The 14917-nt window shown below is 69.2% G+C and carries 12 protein-coding genes and 3 pseudogenes; 7 read left to right on the top strand and 8 right to left on the bottom strand.

The genetic code is table 11. The annotated features are described in order from the left end of the window. Positions 1-37 precede the first annotated feature (37 nt). Positions 38-3361: a CHAT domain-containing protein gene (locus tag OG522_RS00480; RefSeq protein WP_329460918.1), complete on the bottom strand. Its 3324-nt coding sequence runs from the start codon at positions 3359-3361 to the stop codon at positions 38-40. A 98-nt stretch (positions 3362-3459) separates the two neighbouring features. On the opposite strand from OG522_RS00480, the gene OG522_RS00485 reads away from it, so the two are divergent. The 3 genes and pseudogenes from OG522_RS00485 to OG522_RS00495 form a co-directional block, all read left to right on the top strand. Next, on the top strand, positions 3460-3936 hold the full coding sequence (locus OG522_RS00485; protein WP_329460919.1) for a hypothetical protein: 477 nt from the start codon (positions 3460-3462) through the stop codon (positions 3934-3936). After that, positions 3918-4772: a hypothetical protein gene (locus OG522_RS00490; RefSeq protein ID WP_329467422.1), complete on the top strand. Its 855-nt coding sequence runs from the start codon at positions 3918-3920 to the stop codon at positions 4770-4772. The genes OG522_RS00485 and OG522_RS00490 overlap by 19 nt, the downstream gene beginning before the upstream one ends. Positions 4773-5024: 252 nt before the next feature. Continuing rightward, positions 5025-5766: pseudogene (locus tag OG522_RS00495) on the top strand (transposase); the annotation flags it as partial. Between the two features lie 137 nt (positions 5767-5903). On the opposite strand, the gene OG522_RS00500 reads toward OG522_RS00495, so the two are convergent. Next, on the bottom strand, positions 5904-7202 hold the full coding sequence (locus tag OG522_RS00500; protein ID WP_329460920.1) for an IS256 family transposase: 1299 nt from the start codon (positions 7200-7202) through the stop codon (positions 5904-5906). Positions 7203-7347: 145 nt separating this feature from the next. Further along, positions 7348-7734, bottom strand: coding sequence for a hypothetical protein (locus OG522_RS00505; RefSeq protein ID WP_329460921.1), 387 nt, complete (start codon positions 7732-7734; stop codon positions 7348-7350). Here OG522_RS00505 and OG522_RS00510 point away from each other — a divergent pair. Together OG522_RS00510 and OG522_RS00515 are read left to right on the top strand one after the other, a co-directional pair. Beyond that, positions 7727-7960, top strand: a complete 234-nt coding sequence (locus OG522_RS00510) for a transposase (protein ID WP_329460922.1) — start codon at positions 7727-7729, stop codon at positions 7958-7960. The two genes, OG522_RS00505 and OG522_RS00510, sit on opposite strands and share 8 nt — an antisense overlap. A 38-nt stretch (positions 7961-7998) precedes the next feature. Beyond that, positions 7999-8424: pseudogene (locus OG522_RS00515) on the top strand (IS256 family transposase); the annotation flags it as partial. 7 nt (positions 8425-8431) lie between these two features. Here OG522_RS00515 and OG522_RS00520 read toward each other — a convergent pair. Continuing rightward, entirely contained in the window at positions 8432-10474 is a 2043-nt protein-coding gene (locus OG522_RS00520) for a recombinase family protein (RefSeq protein WP_329460923.1), read from the bottom strand. A gap of 139 nt (positions 10475-10613) precedes the next feature. Continuing rightward, positions 10614-10982: a DUF5372 family protein gene (locus tag OG522_RS41125; RefSeq protein ID WP_443074637.1), complete on the bottom strand. Its 369-nt coding sequence runs from the start codon at positions 10980-10982 to the stop codon at positions 10614-10616. On the opposite strand from OG522_RS41125, the pseudogene OG522_RS00525 reads away from it, so the two are divergent. Next, positions 10915-11208: pseudogene (locus OG522_RS00525) on the top strand (transposase); the annotation flags it as partial. The gene OG522_RS41125 and the pseudogene OG522_RS00525 overlap by 68 nt on opposite strands. A 623-nt stretch (positions 11209-11831) precedes the next feature. On the opposite strand, the gene OG522_RS00530 reads toward OG522_RS00525, so the two are convergent. Then, positions 11832-12368 (bottom strand): hypothetical protein, encoded by a 537-nt coding sequence (locus OG522_RS00530; RefSeq protein ID WP_329460924.1) that lies wholly within the window; start codon positions 12366-12368, stop codon positions 11832-11834. 382 nt (positions 12369-12750) lie between these two features. On the opposite strand from OG522_RS00530, the gene OG522_RS00535 reads away from it, so the two are divergent. Further along, positions 12751-13686, top strand: a complete 936-nt coding sequence (locus OG522_RS00535; RefSeq protein ID WP_329467423.1) for a DUF5996 family protein — start codon at positions 12751-12753, stop codon at positions 13684-13686. A gap of 33 nt (positions 13687-13719) precedes the next feature. Here the strand turns inward: OG522_RS00535 and OG522_RS00540 are convergent, their stop codons facing one another. Both OG522_RS00540 and OG522_RS00545 read right to left on the bottom strand, forming a co-directional pair. Continuing rightward, positions 13720-14079 carry a UBP-type zinc finger domain-containing protein gene (locus OG522_RS00540; RefSeq protein ID WP_329460925.1) on the bottom strand — a complete coding sequence of 120 codons (360 nt, stop codon included), beginning with the start codon at positions 14077-14079 and terminating at the stop codon, positions 13720-13722. A gap of 35 nt (positions 14080-14114) precedes the next feature. Next, positions 14115-14588, bottom strand: a complete 474-nt coding sequence (locus OG522_RS00545) for a VOC family protein (RefSeq protein WP_329460926.1) — start codon at positions 14586-14588, stop codon at positions 14115-14117. Positions 14589-14917: the final 329 nt, after the last annotated feature.

The following is a 14917-nucleotide window of genomic DNA, read 5'->3' on the forward strand; positions in this document are numbered from 1 at the left end:
CCATTCTCTTGCCGTTCCACCGGGGACCCGCATGCCGTCAGGGTCCGGAGTGCACATGAGCGGCCCACAGGCTGGGCGTGCGGGGGAATGCGGCGCGGCACTCGCGGACGGCGTGGTGCAGCGCGAGGGCGCTGCGGGCCGTGTCGAGGCCCGGTGCGTCGGCGGACCAGCCGTCGCGCAGGTGCTGGTACAGATTCCTGGCCATCCGCACGGCCACCGCGTCGTGGACCGGCCAGAGGGTGCCGATCGCGTGAGGGTATCCGGCGACCTGGAACGCCGAGGTGATGTGGATGGACTCGTCCGCCAGCCGCTCGGCGCCCCGCGCGGTCTCGCAGGCCGACAGGACCGCGAGCCGCGCCCGCGGCAGGTCCAGCCGGGAGATCCTGCGGACCGTCAGCGGCTCCCGCTGGTGGTCGTGGACGAGCAGGCGGGCGTTCGACGGATCGTCTGGGTCGCCGCCCCCGTGACAGGCGAAGTGCGTGTAGGGGTGCTCCGGCAGCGCCTGCACCACCCGCGCGAGCGTCGCCTCGGGGCCCGTGAGCGCATCGAACGGCAGGAGCTTCGCCAGCTCCGCGACCTCCCGGCGGGCACCGCTCAGCGGCCGGACGCCGGGGGTGTCGGGTTGCGCCACGGCCAGCAGCCGGCCCGGTGGCACCGGCCCCGCCGCCCGGGCCCTGGCGTACGCGAGGGTGCGCACGGTCGGCGTGTAGGAGGAAATCACCCGGTCCAGGACCGCGCGGTGTCCGTCGTGGTGGCCAGCCGCGTGCAGCGGCAGCGCGGCGAGCGCCCCGCCCGGCGACCACCACAACCGGGGCCAGTCGTCACCGGACGGCGTGTCGAACAGACCGAGGCGCGCGAGGACCGGTTCGGCGATGTGGTCCCACGTCCAGCCCAGCACCGCGCGGAGAGTCCGCTGGGCCTGCTGTTCCCGGGCCGGGTCGGCCGCCGCCGCGAGGGCATCGTCCAGTCGGGCCACCTGCTGTGCCAGCGTGGCCGGAGTGACCTCGGGCAGCGGCACCACCAGCACCCCGTCCGGCCGCAGGATCAGCGCGTCACTGCGGTACCCGCTGCAGTAGGCGAGCACCACCGGCCCGCGGTCGGCACAGCTCAGCAGGTCGGCCGACGTCGGTTCGGCGAGAAAGTCGGCGAACTCGGGCAGGCTGCGGATCCGGGTGACGAACCGTTCCCACTCGGCGGCCAGCCGGTGCCGCTCGTCGGGCAGCCCCTCCCCCTCCGCCTCCTCGGCGGCGAGCGCGTCGATGCGGTCGCGGAGGCGGAGGAAGGCTGCGGCCAGTTCCGGATGCGCGTCGCGCAGCCGTTCCCGCTCACCGCGTGCCGAAATGGCCTGCCACAACAGCACGCCCCTGCCGTGCTCCAGCAGTTGGACGGCCAGTTCCGGCTTTCCGGCGTTGACGGCGCTGGCCGCCGCCTCGGCGGCCAGCCCCTGAACCCGCGTGAGCCGGTGCTCCTGGTCCGTCCGTCCCAGTCGCCGCGTGACACTGAACGGCAGCAGCTCCACCGCCAGCCGGTATCCCCGCAGCGCCTCGTGCCAGCGGCCTCCGCGCGCCGCGGCCGCGCCCCAGTCGCGGGCCCCTGCGATCCGCCTGTCGACCGGGAGAGCACCGACCGAGGCGACCTGCCGGTAGGCGTCCTCGGCCGCCCGTAGCACGCCCGGATCACCGGTGACCTCGTGCAGGGTGGACAGGGCGCTCGCGTACGTCATCCGATGGTTCGCCCGCACGTCCTCCCCGGCGGAAGGCGCCCACACCGATCGGCCGAGCGTGGTGACCGCCTGGTCCAGCACGGCCGGATCCCTGATGGCCTCCGCCTTGTGGAGCAGCGCGTTGCCGAGATTGTGCAGCAGCACGGGCAGTCGCGGGTCGCCGTACTCGGTGGCGTCGGCGGCTCGCGTCAGCAGCGATATCGCCTCTTCCCGGTCGGCCGGGTCGCCGGCCGACCGGTGCAGCGCGTGCAGTGCGTTGGCGAGGTGGTTCGCCCGCGTGATCCACTGCGGGCTGTCTTCCGGTGTGCGGCCCAGTACCGCGCGGGCCGCGGCCACCGCCTCGGCCGCCGCAGAGCTGTCCCCGGTCCTGTCGTACCAGGTCTGGAGGATCACCCCCAGGACAGCCAGGTGGCTCGTGGAGTCCAGCGGGACGGTGGAGGACGCGACGGCCTGCCGGGCCAGGTCGGCGGCCTCGTGCAGAGCGGCCAGGTCGCCGGTCTGGTGGTAGCGCTCGCGCAGCGCGACGGCGAGGTTGGGCACGAGACTGTCGGTCCGCCCGGGCTCGCTGCCGGCCACGGCTTCCCGCAGCACCTCCACGGCCTCGTCCAGCAGGCCCGCGTCACCGGTCCGTTCACCGAGCCGGTGCAAGGCGTTTCCCAGGCTGTTCAGCCTGAGCACCCGGCGGTCGTCGGCCGGGTCCGTGTGCCGGACCGCCGTGCGCAGCAGGTCCACCGACTCACGCAGCATGGCCGTACCGCCGCCGTGCTCGGCGGCCAGCCGGAGCGCCACGCCCCGGCCGGTCAGCGCGTCCAGCCGTTCCCGGTGGTCCGCCCGCTCAGGGGCCTCGGCCAGGGCCGTCTCCGTGACGCGGAGCATCTCCTCGACGGCGGACTCGTCGGGCGAGAGGTCCACCCAGGTCCGTAGGGCCGCGCCGAGACCGTCGAGCACGATGGCACGATGCGCAACGCCGGGTGAACTCTCCGCCAGCGCCTCGCGCCGCAGGTCGAGCCCCTCGCACAGCGACTGCGGGTCCCCCGTCAGACTGAAGGAACGCTCCCTGACAGCCGCGAGAGCGTGCAGCACCGCGGGGCGCGCCGCGTGACCGGACGGCATGAGGCTCAGCGCCCGGCGGAAGGCGTGTTCGGCCCCTGCCAGGTCGCTCGGGGCACCCGTCTCCTCGAACCGCTCCATGAGTAACTGGCCGAGATGGTCCAGCACCATCACCTTGTTGCGGCTCTCTTCCGTCGGCGCATCCGCCGCCCGCAGGAGCGCTTCGACGGCCCGGTCCCGGTCCTCCCGACGCCGTTCCTCTCCGAAACGGCTGCGCAGCGCGACCCCGAGGAACAGAAGGTCCTGCTCCAGGGCCTGCCCGGTCGCCGCGGCTTCACCGGCCAGCGTGATCAGCTCGTCCCGGTCGCGTCTGTCGCCGGACGCCTGCCACCGGAACCACAGGCCCGTAGCGAGGTTCGCCGAACAGGAGCGCCGGGCTGGTCCGTCCGACGCCTCACGCAACGCGGCGCGGAACCACTCGACCGCCTGGTCCAGGTCCCCCCGGTCGTGCGTGTGGCGGAACCGTCGCAACTGCGCGCTGGCCAGCTCCGTCGGATCCGCCGGAGTGGCCGCACCCTCGTACGCCATGACTGTCCCCCCGATTGCCCGGACAGTGCTCCACAATATGCAACTACCCGGACACGCAGGGCCGTTATGCTGACGCACACCGGCGGAGGGAGGCATCGGTGAGTGAATCCGGACCGGGCCACGAGCGGCTCGGGGAACTGTGCCGCAGGCTGATGGCGACACCGGCCGAGCTGACCGCCGACGAGACGATGCGGCGGCTCGTCGACCACATCCTCACCGAGGTGCGCGCCGGCCGGCCGCCGGAGGAATTGGAGGACCGCTTCGACGAGGTGGAGGAACTGCTGCTGGCCGCCGGACACAGCGCCGGCCTCGGCTCCTACCGCACCATCTCCGGCTCGTACCACCCCCTCCCCCGTGCCGGAAACGGTCACCCGACGCTGTATGTGCTCGCCTGCCCACTCAGCCAGTGCGCACGGGTCGAGGCGCCCGCCGTCGACGCGGACCGGCCGCCGCGCTGCCTCGTCTTCGGCCAGCCGCTGCGCGAGCTGCCCCTGCGCCCACGACCGCCTTCCTCACCACGCTCGGCGGCAGGCTCGCCGAACGCTGGATCGCGCTCCTGGCGATTCCCGGTCTGATCTATCTGGCGGCGCTGACCTGCGCCGTCACTCTCGGGCAACAGCACTGGAACGACCTCGGACGGCTGCGCGCCAGGCTCGACGCCCTGGCCGCCGGACCCGGCGCGCACAGCCCGGGCGCCATCGCGGTGGTCGCGCTCGCTGTCCTGGCCGGCGCCGCGACCGTCGGGGCCGCCGTTCAGGCGGCGGGTACATGGTGCGAGAAGGCCTGGCTCGCCGACGCGCGCGGGCCGGCCACCCGTCGGCTGACGGTCCGGCGCCGACGGCGCTGGCAGGATGCCGACCGCTCCTACCGGGCAGCTCTGGTGGCCGCGGGACGGGCCACCCTCGCCGGCGCCGACGACGCCGGACCTCTCACCGAGTCCGCCGAGCGCCATCACGCCGCCCGTACCCGCATCGCCCACGCTCCGCCCCGCCACCCGTTCTGGGCCGGTGATCGCATTACCGCCCCCGAGTACCGGGTGTGGCGTACCTACCGCCTCGACCTCACCGTCGCCTGGCCGCACCTCTGGCTGCTCGCACAGGACGGCACCCGCGCCGAGCTCACCGCCGCACGCACCGCCTTCACCTCGGCCGCCCGCCTGCACGCATGGGCCGCGGCATACCTCCTGCTCGGCCTGTGCTGGTGGCCCGCCGCGGTCGTCGGGCTGCTGACCGCCGCGACCGCGGCCGGCCGGGGGCGCGAAGCCGCCTCGGCTTTTGCCGACCTCACCGAAGCTCTCACCGACCTGCACGGCAGGGAACTCGCGCTCGCCCTCGGCATTCCCTGCGACGGCGGGCTCAGCCGCGAGGTGGGCGCGCGGATGACACGTGTCCTGAGCAAGGAAGTCACCTAGTAGGGCCTCTCGTTTGGATCAGGCCGAGCTCGCGGGGCCCCGCACCGCTCCCCCATTCTCGGCTCCGTTCGAGCGGTAGGTGCCCCCACCGCGGCGTTGTCGTCGGTTGCCATGGCACCGCCATGGCGCCCTCCTCCTCTCGTATTCAGAGCATCTGGATACGAGGAAGCCGCGCTTGGCTTCGGCCACAGCGGCGCCCCCAACCCCTGCCTCTCAGTACGTGCTCGGTGTCGACTGAACGCACCCCTCCACGACAGGCCCCGCGCCCAGACCACCCTCGAACACCGGCACCAGGTCCACGGCCTGCTCGACCAAGGCGTGAGCCTGCTCGCATGCGCCCGCCGCCTCCAACTTGCCCTGAACACTGTCAAACGCTATGCCCGAGCCGAGAAGCCCGAGCGCATGCTCCGCGTCCCCAAGTACCGGGCCAGCCTGGTCGATCCCTACCGCGAGCACCTACGCAAACGCCGAACTGATGACCCCCGGCGTCCCCGTCAGGCACCTCTTCGAAGAAATCAAGTCCCTCGGCTTCACCGGCTGCCTCAACCTCCTGCACAAAACCATCAAACAAGGACGTGCGGACGCCCACCGCAGCCACATCTCCCCGCGCAGGCTTGCCCGGATGCTGCTGACCCGGCCCAACAACCTCAAAGCCGAGCAGCAGGAGCTCCTGGCCAAGCTCACCGCCGCCTGCCCCGAGATAACTCAACTGGCCACCAATATCCGGGACTTCGACTCACTCCTTACGCCGCACGCCGGCAACGCCGACGCGCTTGTGAGCTGGATCGCCCAGGTCCGAGCGGCCGACCTGCCCCAGCTGCATGCCTTTACCCGGGGCCTGGACCGGGACATCGACGCCGTGATCGCCGGACTCACGCTTCCGTACAGCAACGGCCCCACCGAGGGCGTCAACACCAAGACCAAACGGATCGCGCGCCAGATGCACGGGCGAGCCGGCTTCACGCTCCTCCGGCATCGCATCCTCCTCGGATGACAGCACTCTCCGTCACCACCGGAAGTGAGACAGGGCCGTCTATTGGACACTCCCCGCATGTGTCCTTGACCAGGAAGCCACCGTGTAGGACCTGGCGCGGGTCTGTCCAGTCAACGGCTGATCTTGGTTGTTGAGGTTCAGTGGCTGGTGGTGGGGGTGAGGCGCCCTTCGAAGGCGATCTGGAAGGCGTTCAGGGGTGCCTTCCAGCGCATCGTCCAGCGGCGCCGGCCCTTGCCGGTCGGATCCAGGCTCATCAGCGCCATATAGACGCACTTCAACGCGGCGCCCTCCGACGGGAAGTGGCCGCGAGCCCGCACCGCCTTGCGGATCCTGGCGTTCACGCTCTCAATCGCGTTCGTCGAACAGATCACCTTGCGGATCTCGACGTCGAAGGACAGGAAGGGCACCATCTCTGCCCAGGCATCGGACCACAGCTTGATCACGGCCGGATACTTACTGCCCCAGTTCTCGGAGAACTCCAGGAACCGCTCGGTCGCGGCAGCCTCGCTCGGCGCGGTGTAGACGGGCTTCAAATCCTTCGCGACCTTGTCCCAGTCCTGACGGGCGCAGTAGCGGATGCTATTGCGAATCAAGTGAACGATGCACGTCTGCACCACAGTTCGGGGCCAGACCGTCTCGACCGCGTCCGGCAGGCCCTTCAACCCGTCACGGACGAGCATCAGGACATCTTCCACTCCGCGATTCTTCAGCTCCGTGAAGACCTGGAGCCAGTGCTTGGCACCCTCGCCACCATCGCCCGCCCAGATCCCGAGGATGTCACGGGTGCCCTCGACAGTGACTGCCATCGCGACATAGATCGGCCTGTTAGCGACCTTGCCATCGCGAATCTTCACGTTGATGGCGTCCACGAAGACCACCGGATAGACGCGATCCAGCGGACGAGACTGCCATTCCGCCATGCCTTCCATCACCGCGTCGGTAATCGTGGAGATGGTCTGCTTGGATACCTCCGCCCCGTATACCTCGGCGAGATGAGCCGATATCTCCCCGTGCGTCAGCCCCTTCGCGGACAGCGAGAGCACCATCTCGTCCACGCCGGTCAGCCGGCGCTGCCGCTTCTTCACGAGCTGCGGCTCGAAGGTGCTGGCAGTGTCACGGGGCACCTTCACCTCGACAGGCCCGACGTCGGTCAACACCGTCTTCGAACGGGTGCCGTTACGGGAGTTGCCGCTGTTCCGGCCTGCTGCGTCGTACTTGTCATAGCCGACGTGATCGGTGATCTCGCCCTCCAGGGCGGACTCGAGCACCCGCTTGGTCAGCTGCTGCAACAGCCCTCCCTCACCGGTCAACTGCAGCCCGTCCGTCCGGGCGCGGTCGACCAGCATCGAGATCAACTGCTCGTCCGACACGGCCTCCGCGGCCGACTCAACGACCGACTCCTCCACGGCCTCGTGCTCGGTGATGCTCTCGCTCATTTCAGGCGTCTCCTTGATCATCGGATCCGCCGTCTATTGGACACTCCCCCTGGCGCATCGTGAGTGTGGAGTGGACGTCATCCCTGCGACCGGGCAGCCTCCATTTGCGCCGAGGGGAGGTGTGGCGGCCTTGGCGGTGAGTCGCTTACTGCAGATCGGTCGGGAGGAGATCCTTGGCCGTAACCCTGAAGAATGCGAGCCTTTCACGCTCTTCATTTATCAACTCAAGGATTTCGTAAGCGTATGCGCCGGCGTCGATATTCCTTCCCGAGGAAATTTCCTCGTAGAGGAGCCATGAACCACCCTGGACGATGCGCAGGCATTCATCTGCAACATCATCCTGTTCACCCGTGACTAGTGCGGCGAGAACCATCATGAGCTCTCGATGGTGTCGTGCAGGCACTCCATCTGCCAGGGCGGCCATGATCATGGAAGTCGTGGCGACAGCGGGCTCCATGAGGTTCGACTGAACGTACGCGTGACCGTCCACCCAGCCTTCACCCTCTTGCGTCTGGGACGGGCCGTTGAGCATGGCGAGGAAGTGGATCGCCGACGCCGAGCAGGACACCCTGGTTCCACTGACATCCTTCGCCCGCAACCTCCGGCGTGATCTCGACGCCGTCCGCAACGGTCTGACCCTGTCGCACAGTTCCGGCGCCGTCGAGGGCAACGTCAACCGGCTGAAGATGCTGAAACGTCAGATGTTCGGCCAGGCCGGCCTCGATCTCCTTCGCAAACGTGTCCTGCTGGCACGATGAGCCCGGACCACTCGGATCACAAGATCGTCGACAGAACCAAGATTCGCGACGGCCAGGTCGCGAACAGGCCGGTCTATGTCGTCATGGCCGTCACGGCCGAGGGCACCCGCGACATCCTCGGCATCTGGGCCGGAGACGGTGGTGAGGGAGCGAAGTACTGGCTGCACGTCTTCACCGAGCTGAAGAACCGCGGCTTGGACGACGTGCTGATGCTGGTCTGCGATGGTCTCAAGGGCCTGCCGGACGCGGTGGAGGCCGTCTGGCCTCGCACGATTGTTCAAACATGTGTCGTTCACCTGCTGCGGAACAGCTTCCGTTACGCGGCCCGCCAGGACTGGGACAAGGTCGCCAGGGCACTCAAGCCCGTCTACACAGCACCCAGCGAGGACGCGGCGACCGAGCGGTTCCTGGATTTCCAGGAGACCTGGGGCTCCAAGTATCCGGCGATCGTGAAGCTGTGGGAAGTCGGCTTCATACTGCCTGTCCTGTCTCGTAGATGGGGTTTGTGTGCGTGAGGTGCGAGGAGGTCGCGACCCGGGTGCGCCAGTACTTCTCGACCTCGCTGTTCCATGGGATGCACCAGCGTCGGTGGCGTGCCTGGCGGGCGGTCATCTCGCCGCTGCGGAGCCAGGGATAGATCGTGGCCTCGTGGATGCCGAGGATGCGTGCGGCCTGTGGCACCGTGATCTCGCCGGGGCCTGTGGGGTCGTTGCGTTTGGAGCCGATCGCGTGCTGCTGACGGATGTGCCGGACCGAGGCGACGGTGAAGGGACGGCACTTGCCTGTGGTGAAGCCGAGTGTGTTGAGGTGCTCAGCGATCTCGGCATCGCTGCGGGTATCCAGGAGTTCACGGACGATCTCGACAGCTCGGGTGGGATTGCGGTTGGTCCGCCGGTCGCAGGTGATCTCGTCAGTGGCGCCGGTGTGCCAGCGGATGCCGATGTGGGCTCGGGTGTCGTCGACATGTCGCACGGTCACGTCCGCGATCAAGGTCCGCAGCAGACGCTTGCGGTCCTTGGCCGTGGTGGTCGGCGCTTCCCACAATGTGGGCAGATCGCGGGCGAGTTGTTGCAGTTGTGCGGGCTCGGGCAGGGCAGGCTCGGAGGTGATCAGGTCGGCGAGTGCGGCCTCGGCTTGGTTCAGGGCCGTGAGCTTGGCCTTCCAGCGGGACTCGAGCGAGCGGGCGACCAGCCGGTTCTCCGGCTCGACCTGGCTGAACGCACGCTCGGCGCGGTCGGCTTCGTAGCGGGCGCGTTCGACGGCGAGTTCGGCTGCCCGGTGCGAGCGTTGGTGTCGGTGGTGGACCTCGTCGGCCGAGGCCAGAGCCAGGTGGACCTGCTCGGGAGTCAGCGCGGCCAGCAGCAGTCGGGCCACCTGCCCGTCGACGGCCGAGGCGGCGATTGAGTGGCAGCCCGGGGTGCTGACCGCGTCGCTGCGTGAGCGGGTGCAGACGTAGTCCGGGGTGTTGTCCGCGCGCCGGTAGCTGGTGTTCATGGGGAAGCCGCACGAACCGCAGAAGATGACGCCCCGACACAGCGGCGGGCCTTCGCGCGGCGGTCGTGCCCCGGTGCTGGTGCGGTTCGCGGCCAGTTTCGCCTCGATCCGCAGGTAGTGCTGCCAGGAGATATAGCCCTCGTGGTGTTCAGGGATCAGAGCGGCCCACTGATCGCGAGGACGTCGGTTGACCGTGTTGACCACGGTGCCGTCGGGCCGCACCCGGCGCGTGCTTGTCGTGCGGCCGAAGACGTACGCACCTGCATAGACAGGGTTCTTCAGTACGGCGGCGGCCCGTCCGTGCGTGAGCCGGCCCCAGCCGAGGCGTCCGTCCCACACCCCAGTGTCCCGGCGCGGGAAGCGGCGGCCCGAGAAAGCGCGGACCACTCCGAGTGCGGAACCATGCTGGTCGAACAGCGTGAAGATGTCGGCGACCGCGGCCCGGACCTCCTCGTCCGGGTCGATGACGATGCGGCTGTCTGCGTCGTGGACCAGTCCGACCGGCAGCGGCAGCCGCAGGTCGCCGCGTTCGGCCGCGGCCCGGCGGGCGCCGTGCAGACGCCCGGCCAGGATGTGCAGTTCGGCCTCGCTCATCGTGGACTTCAGCCCCAGCACCAGCCTGTCGTTGAAATCGCCCAGGTCATAGACGCCGTCGCCGTCGATCAGGAGGGTGTCGGTCAGGCGCGCGAACTCCAGCAGCCGACCGAACTCGGCCGACGAACGCGCGAGCCGGGACACCTCCAGACCGAAGACCGCACCGATCTCCCCGAGGCACACCCGGGCCACCAGCTGCTGGAATCCGGCCCGCAGGCCGGAGAACCGGCCCGAGACCCCCAGATCCGTGTCGACGACCGTGATGTCCGACTCGGCCCAACCCAGCTGCCGTGCCCGCTCGGCCAGTGCGTACTGCCGGGCCGTCGACTCGGTGTTCTCCCGCACCTGCAGCAGCGTCGACTGCCTCACATAGATCAACGCGAGCCGAGACCGGTGCGAGGAGGTGATCTTCTGGGAGCCACTCATGCCCATCGACCTCCCCACGCAGGGCCGATTCGACCATGTTCGCGATCAACAGCGTGGCAGTACGGTCCCAGCCCTCGACACCTGGCACCGTCCGTCACCCCCAACTGGGCACCCGCCGGCACCACGCGTGGACTGCCCCTCACGACGGTCCTCCGCCACCCGGCTCACCGCAACGGCTCATCAGGGCATTCACCAGCGCAGACAGCGCGCCGAGCCCGTCAGCGGCGAGCCGGTTCTCACCCGGATCCGGGACGCGATCCGTCCACGCCTGCGGCAGCGTCACCGTCATCCCGTCACCGGCCGTGCACACGAAGACGAGCCCGCCCCCGCGACGCACCGACCGACACACCCGCACCCGGCGCCCCGACCACGGGTGAAACGGATGGGTGACCATCAGCGAATCTGCAGAAACATCACGAACAGGGGCACTGTGCTGTGTCCTCTGGTCGGACGCCTGGGCCGAGTTCGTGCCCTTCCTCTCCTTCGACGTCGAGATCCGCAAGGTCATCTGCTCGACGAACGCGATCGAGAGCGTCAACGCACGGATACGCAAGGCCGAACGTGCCCGCGGCCACTTCCCGTCGGAGACCGCAGCCCTCAAATGCGTCTACATGGCGCTGATGAGCCTCGACCCCACAGGCAAGGGTCGCAAGAGGTGGACCATGCGCTGGAAGGCCCCCCTGAACGCCTTCCAGATCACCTTCGAGGGCCGGCTCGCCCCGGCCAACAACTGAACCCCAACAACCTAGATCAGCCGTTTAATTGACACTCCCAACGAACAGCGGGCCCTAGATCTGCGCTGCTCGTCATGGACCGGGTGACGCTGGATCCTCCGTGGCGCGGGCATGGCTTGGCGGCCGTACTCGCCTGTGAGGCGATTAGCCGGCTCATGGTCGGCTGCCGGGCCGTCGCATGTTCTCCGGGGGTCACCGACCTCAGCAGTCAGCGTCTGACGGACCGGTCCGAGTGGGACCGCGTGAACGTCAAGATCGCCCGGGGTTGGCAGAGCCTTGGGTTCCGCCACTACCAGGGGACGGTTTACCTCCTCTCTCCGGTCTCCCAGGTCCTGGAGGAACAGCGTGATGTGTTGCGTCGGCGGCTCGCTGAACTCGGCGCATCCTGGCGGGCGGCGCAGCCCGTGGCCCCGCAGTGGTTGGTTCACCGCTGCAGTCGACAGATGCAGAGGCCGCAGGTGTAAGAGGGCGGAATCGCAGTTGTCCGTTGCCATCTAACCGAGTTGCATGGACGGCGAATGCAGTCCGACGGCTACTGGTTCAGCCCTCGGATGCGCGGCGACACCGTCACTGGCCAGTGCGATGCCGCTACGCGAGTGGGTTCGGCGGAGGATGCGATCCCGTCAGTCGCCGGTCGCACGGGACAGCGCTTCGGTGACCATGCGGGTGGCGAAGTCGGGGTCGTTGGTGAGCCGGTTGATGTGCTCCGCGAGCAGGAGGGCGGTGGCTTCCAGAGGAGTCATCTCCTCCGCAGTCCAGTGGCCATACTGTTTGCGCCACAGACTGGGGCTCAGGCCGGTGCCGGCAGCGACGAGCAGGCCGGCCATGGTGGGGATGGCCTCGGGGCGGACACTCTTGCGCATCATGCGCATCGTGGCCACGAGGCTGGGCACCACATACTCGATGACGTCCTTGTCCTGGGCTTCGTGGGCCTCCCGCAGCCACTTCATGAACATGAAGATGAGCGTGCACGCGCCGTCCAGCAGGTCATCGGCCCCCTTGGGGCCCAGCGACGCGGTGAACTGGTTGATGAGCTGCCGCTGTTCAGGGTCGGTCTCGGTCCTGCCGTCGTGGACGCCTTTGAGTCGAGAGTCGATCGCCATGAGCGCTGCGCCCACATCACCGGCGGGAGCGTGTTGGGGGTCGCAGGACGATGACACAGGAACCCTCCTCAGATGACCGCGGCGGGTAGCGCAGCGTGTCAGCACAGTAGACCGCCGAGAAGGCGGGCGTCTGGCGAATCCCAGCCCACTCGGGGCGGCCTTGGGCGGCGACGGCTAGGTTCGCGGTCAAACGCCTCGTTTGGATGACAGAGCGACTGGCTTCGCTCGGGCAGCTCGGTCGGGGGCGTCGGCTTGGTCTTCGTCATCGCCCTGGGCCCGGCCTCGTGCTGATGCTGGTCATGCAGCGCCGCAGCCCGGCCCTCTTCCGCGGCGAGGCGCTGCGCGTCCACGCCGGCTCTGGTGGCCGAGGCTGAACCGCTCCCTCCGGCCCCCCGGCGCGGGTGCCGGACGCCGCACATGGGGTCATCATGGGAGCGTGATGGAGCTGTTCCCGCCGATGCCGCTGATGGAGTGGCGGGATACCAAGGAGACGCTGCACCGCTTCGCCCAGATCGTCGGCAAGATCCGCCTGGCGGCGAGCGCCCGGCGCAACCACTGGTGGAACGTCCCGTTTCATGTCACGGGGCGCGGCATCACCACGCGTCCGATGGGTCAGGTCGACGGGAATCCGATCTTCACGATCGATTTCGACTTCGTCGATCACCGGCTCATCGTCGCGACGCTGGACGGCGAAGAGCGGTCCTTCCCGCTTCCGGGCCAGTCCGTCGCGTCCTTCCACGACGCGACCCTGGCCGCTCTGGCCGCACTGGGGGTCCGGGTGGACATCGCCATTCCCAGGCCCTTCGACCTGCCCGACGCAGGCCGGCCGTTCGCCGAGGACACCGAGCACGCGACCTACGATCCCGTGGCCGCCAATCGCTACTGGCGGGTCCTGAGCCAGGTGGCGTGCGTGCTGGAGGAGTTCGCGGCGGGCTACTCGGGAAAGAACAGTCCGGTGCACCACTTCTGGCATACCTTCGACATCGCCCACAGCCGGTTCTCCGGGCGACGGATCGACCAGCCCCGGCAGGCCGACCCCGTTACCCGTGAGGCGTACTCCCAGGAAGTGATCAGCTTCGGCTTCTGGTTCGGCGACGACACCTTCACCGAGCCCGCCTTCTACTCCTACACCGCCCCCGAGCCCGCCGGCCTGGCCGGGGAGCCGCTCAGCCCCACGTCCGCGCGGTGGGTCGCGCGCGGCGACAGCCACCTGGCCGTGCTGAGCTACGACGCGGCCCGCGTCGAGACCGATCCCCGTGCCGCCGTCCTCGCCTTCTACGAAAGCGCCTACCGGGCCGGGGCCGGACGCGCCGGCTGGGACATCGCGGCGCTCGCGTGCCCCGGAGGCGTCACGGACCCGGTCCGGCAGATCTGACTCCCGGACCGGAGGTCCAACGATCGAGCGCGGTCAGTGGAGCTGCCGCTCCCAGTCCCCAGGGACTTTGTCCCGGGGGCCCGGAGTGGACTGCGAGGCCGGGTGCGCGGTGGGCGGGGCCAGCTCCGGCCCCTCGAAGTACTGATCGGTCTCGATGTTCCAGAACCAGTCCTCACCCGGTTCGAAGCTGGTCAGCAGGGGGTGTCCGGCCTGGCGCGCGTGCTTCGTGCCATGCTGCGCGGGCGAGGAGTCGCAGCATCCGATGTGCCCGCAGGCGGCGCAACGCCGCAGGTGGAACCACCACCCCGGTCCGTCCCCCGCCAAGCACTCCACGCACCCGGTTCCGCTGGGCGTCGCGGTCGGATCGAGACCTGGGATCTGCTGGTGTGCCATGAGGGATACCTCTCTCGTGAGGCGCCGTTCAGCGGTCAGGTTTCGGTGCCGGTGCGTGCCAGGATGCCCTTCAGCAGGCCCGTGGCCTGTCCGACCTCGATGAGGTAGCCGTCCGGGTCGCGCATGTAGCAGCGCAGCTCGGCGCGCCGGTCGATGGGCGGGGTGAGGAACTCGGCTCCCTTGGCCCGGGCCGCCGCGTAGAACCCGTGGATGTTCGCCACCCGTACGTTCAAGAAGCTGGAGACGGTGTGGGGGTCCTCCGGTGTGCGCAGGACGACGTCGGGTTTGTCGTCGGTGGGGCCGCCGCCGGGGTTCATGATGATCCAGCTGTTGGCGACCTTGATGATGCAGGGGTTCTCGTCCATCACCACCCGCCCACCCAGCACATCGGCGTAGAACGCCCGCGAGCGAGGGACGTCGCCGACCGTGAGGAAGTGCGTGAGCAGCAGGCCCTCGGCCGGCGCGGGAAGGTCCTCGGCTGACGCGCCTGCGGAGATGAAATCGGACATATGCCGAGCGTATGGCGAGGGCAGCCGCCCGGCATTCCCACCCAGCAGAGCCCGTCAACCGTCGTGCGGCCCGCGGCCGGGCCCTTCTGCAGAGCCCGCCGGGGCGGATGAGGATACTGGCCTGGTGTCCTGAGTCGGCAGTCCGCACCTGGCGCCGACGCTTCCTTGACCGCGGGCCTGGACGGCATGTGCCCAGGCGCCGGGCGTCCACAGGAAGACCACCGACGCGAGAGCCCTTCGAGCTTCCACAGCAGGGCATCCCGGGCGGACTGCAAGTAAAAGTGAAGGGCCTGACCCCCGACGCGGTCGAGACCTCCATCGCCAGGTCG

The sequence above is a fragment of the Streptomyces sp. NBC_01431 genome (assembly GCF_036231355.1).
In the GTDB taxonomy this organism is placed as follows: Bacteria; Actinomycetota; Actinomycetes; order Streptomycetales; family Streptomycetaceae; genus Streptomyces.

Excerpts from the sequence above, each read along its gene's own strand:
- OG522_RS00480 (WP_329460918.1), bottom strand. The coding sequence starts at position 3,361 with ATGGCGTACGAGGGTGCGGCCACTCCGGCGGATCCGACGGAGCTGGCC.
- OG522_RS00500 (WP_329460920.1), bottom strand. The coding sequence starts at position 7,202 with ATGAGCGAGAGCATCACCGAGCACGAGGCCGTGGAGGAGTCGGTCGTT.
- OG522_RS00505 (WP_329460921.1), bottom strand. The coding sequence starts at position 7,734 with ATGCTCAACGGCCCGTCCCAGACGCAAGAGGGTGAAGGCTGGGTGGAC.
- OG522_RS00520 (WP_329460923.1), bottom strand. The coding sequence starts at position 10,474 with ATGAGTGGCTCCCAGAAGATCACCTCCTCGCACCGGTCTCGGCTCGCG.
- OG522_RS41125 (WP_443074637.1), bottom strand. The coding sequence starts at position 10,982 with ATGACCTTGCGGATCTCGACGTCGAAGGAGAGGAAGGGCACGAACTCG.
- OG522_RS00535 (WP_329467423.1), top strand. The coding sequence starts at position 12,751 with ATGGAGCTGTTCCCGCCGATGCCGCTGATGGAGTGGCGGGATACCAAG.
- OG522_RS00540 (WP_329460925.1), bottom strand. The coding sequence starts at position 14,079 with ATGGCACACCAGCAGATCCCAGGTCTCGATCCGACCGCGACGCCCAGC.
- OG522_RS00545 (WP_329460926.1), bottom strand. The coding sequence starts at position 14,588 with ATGTCCGATTTCATCTCCGCAGGCGCGTCAGCCGAGGACCTTCCCGCG.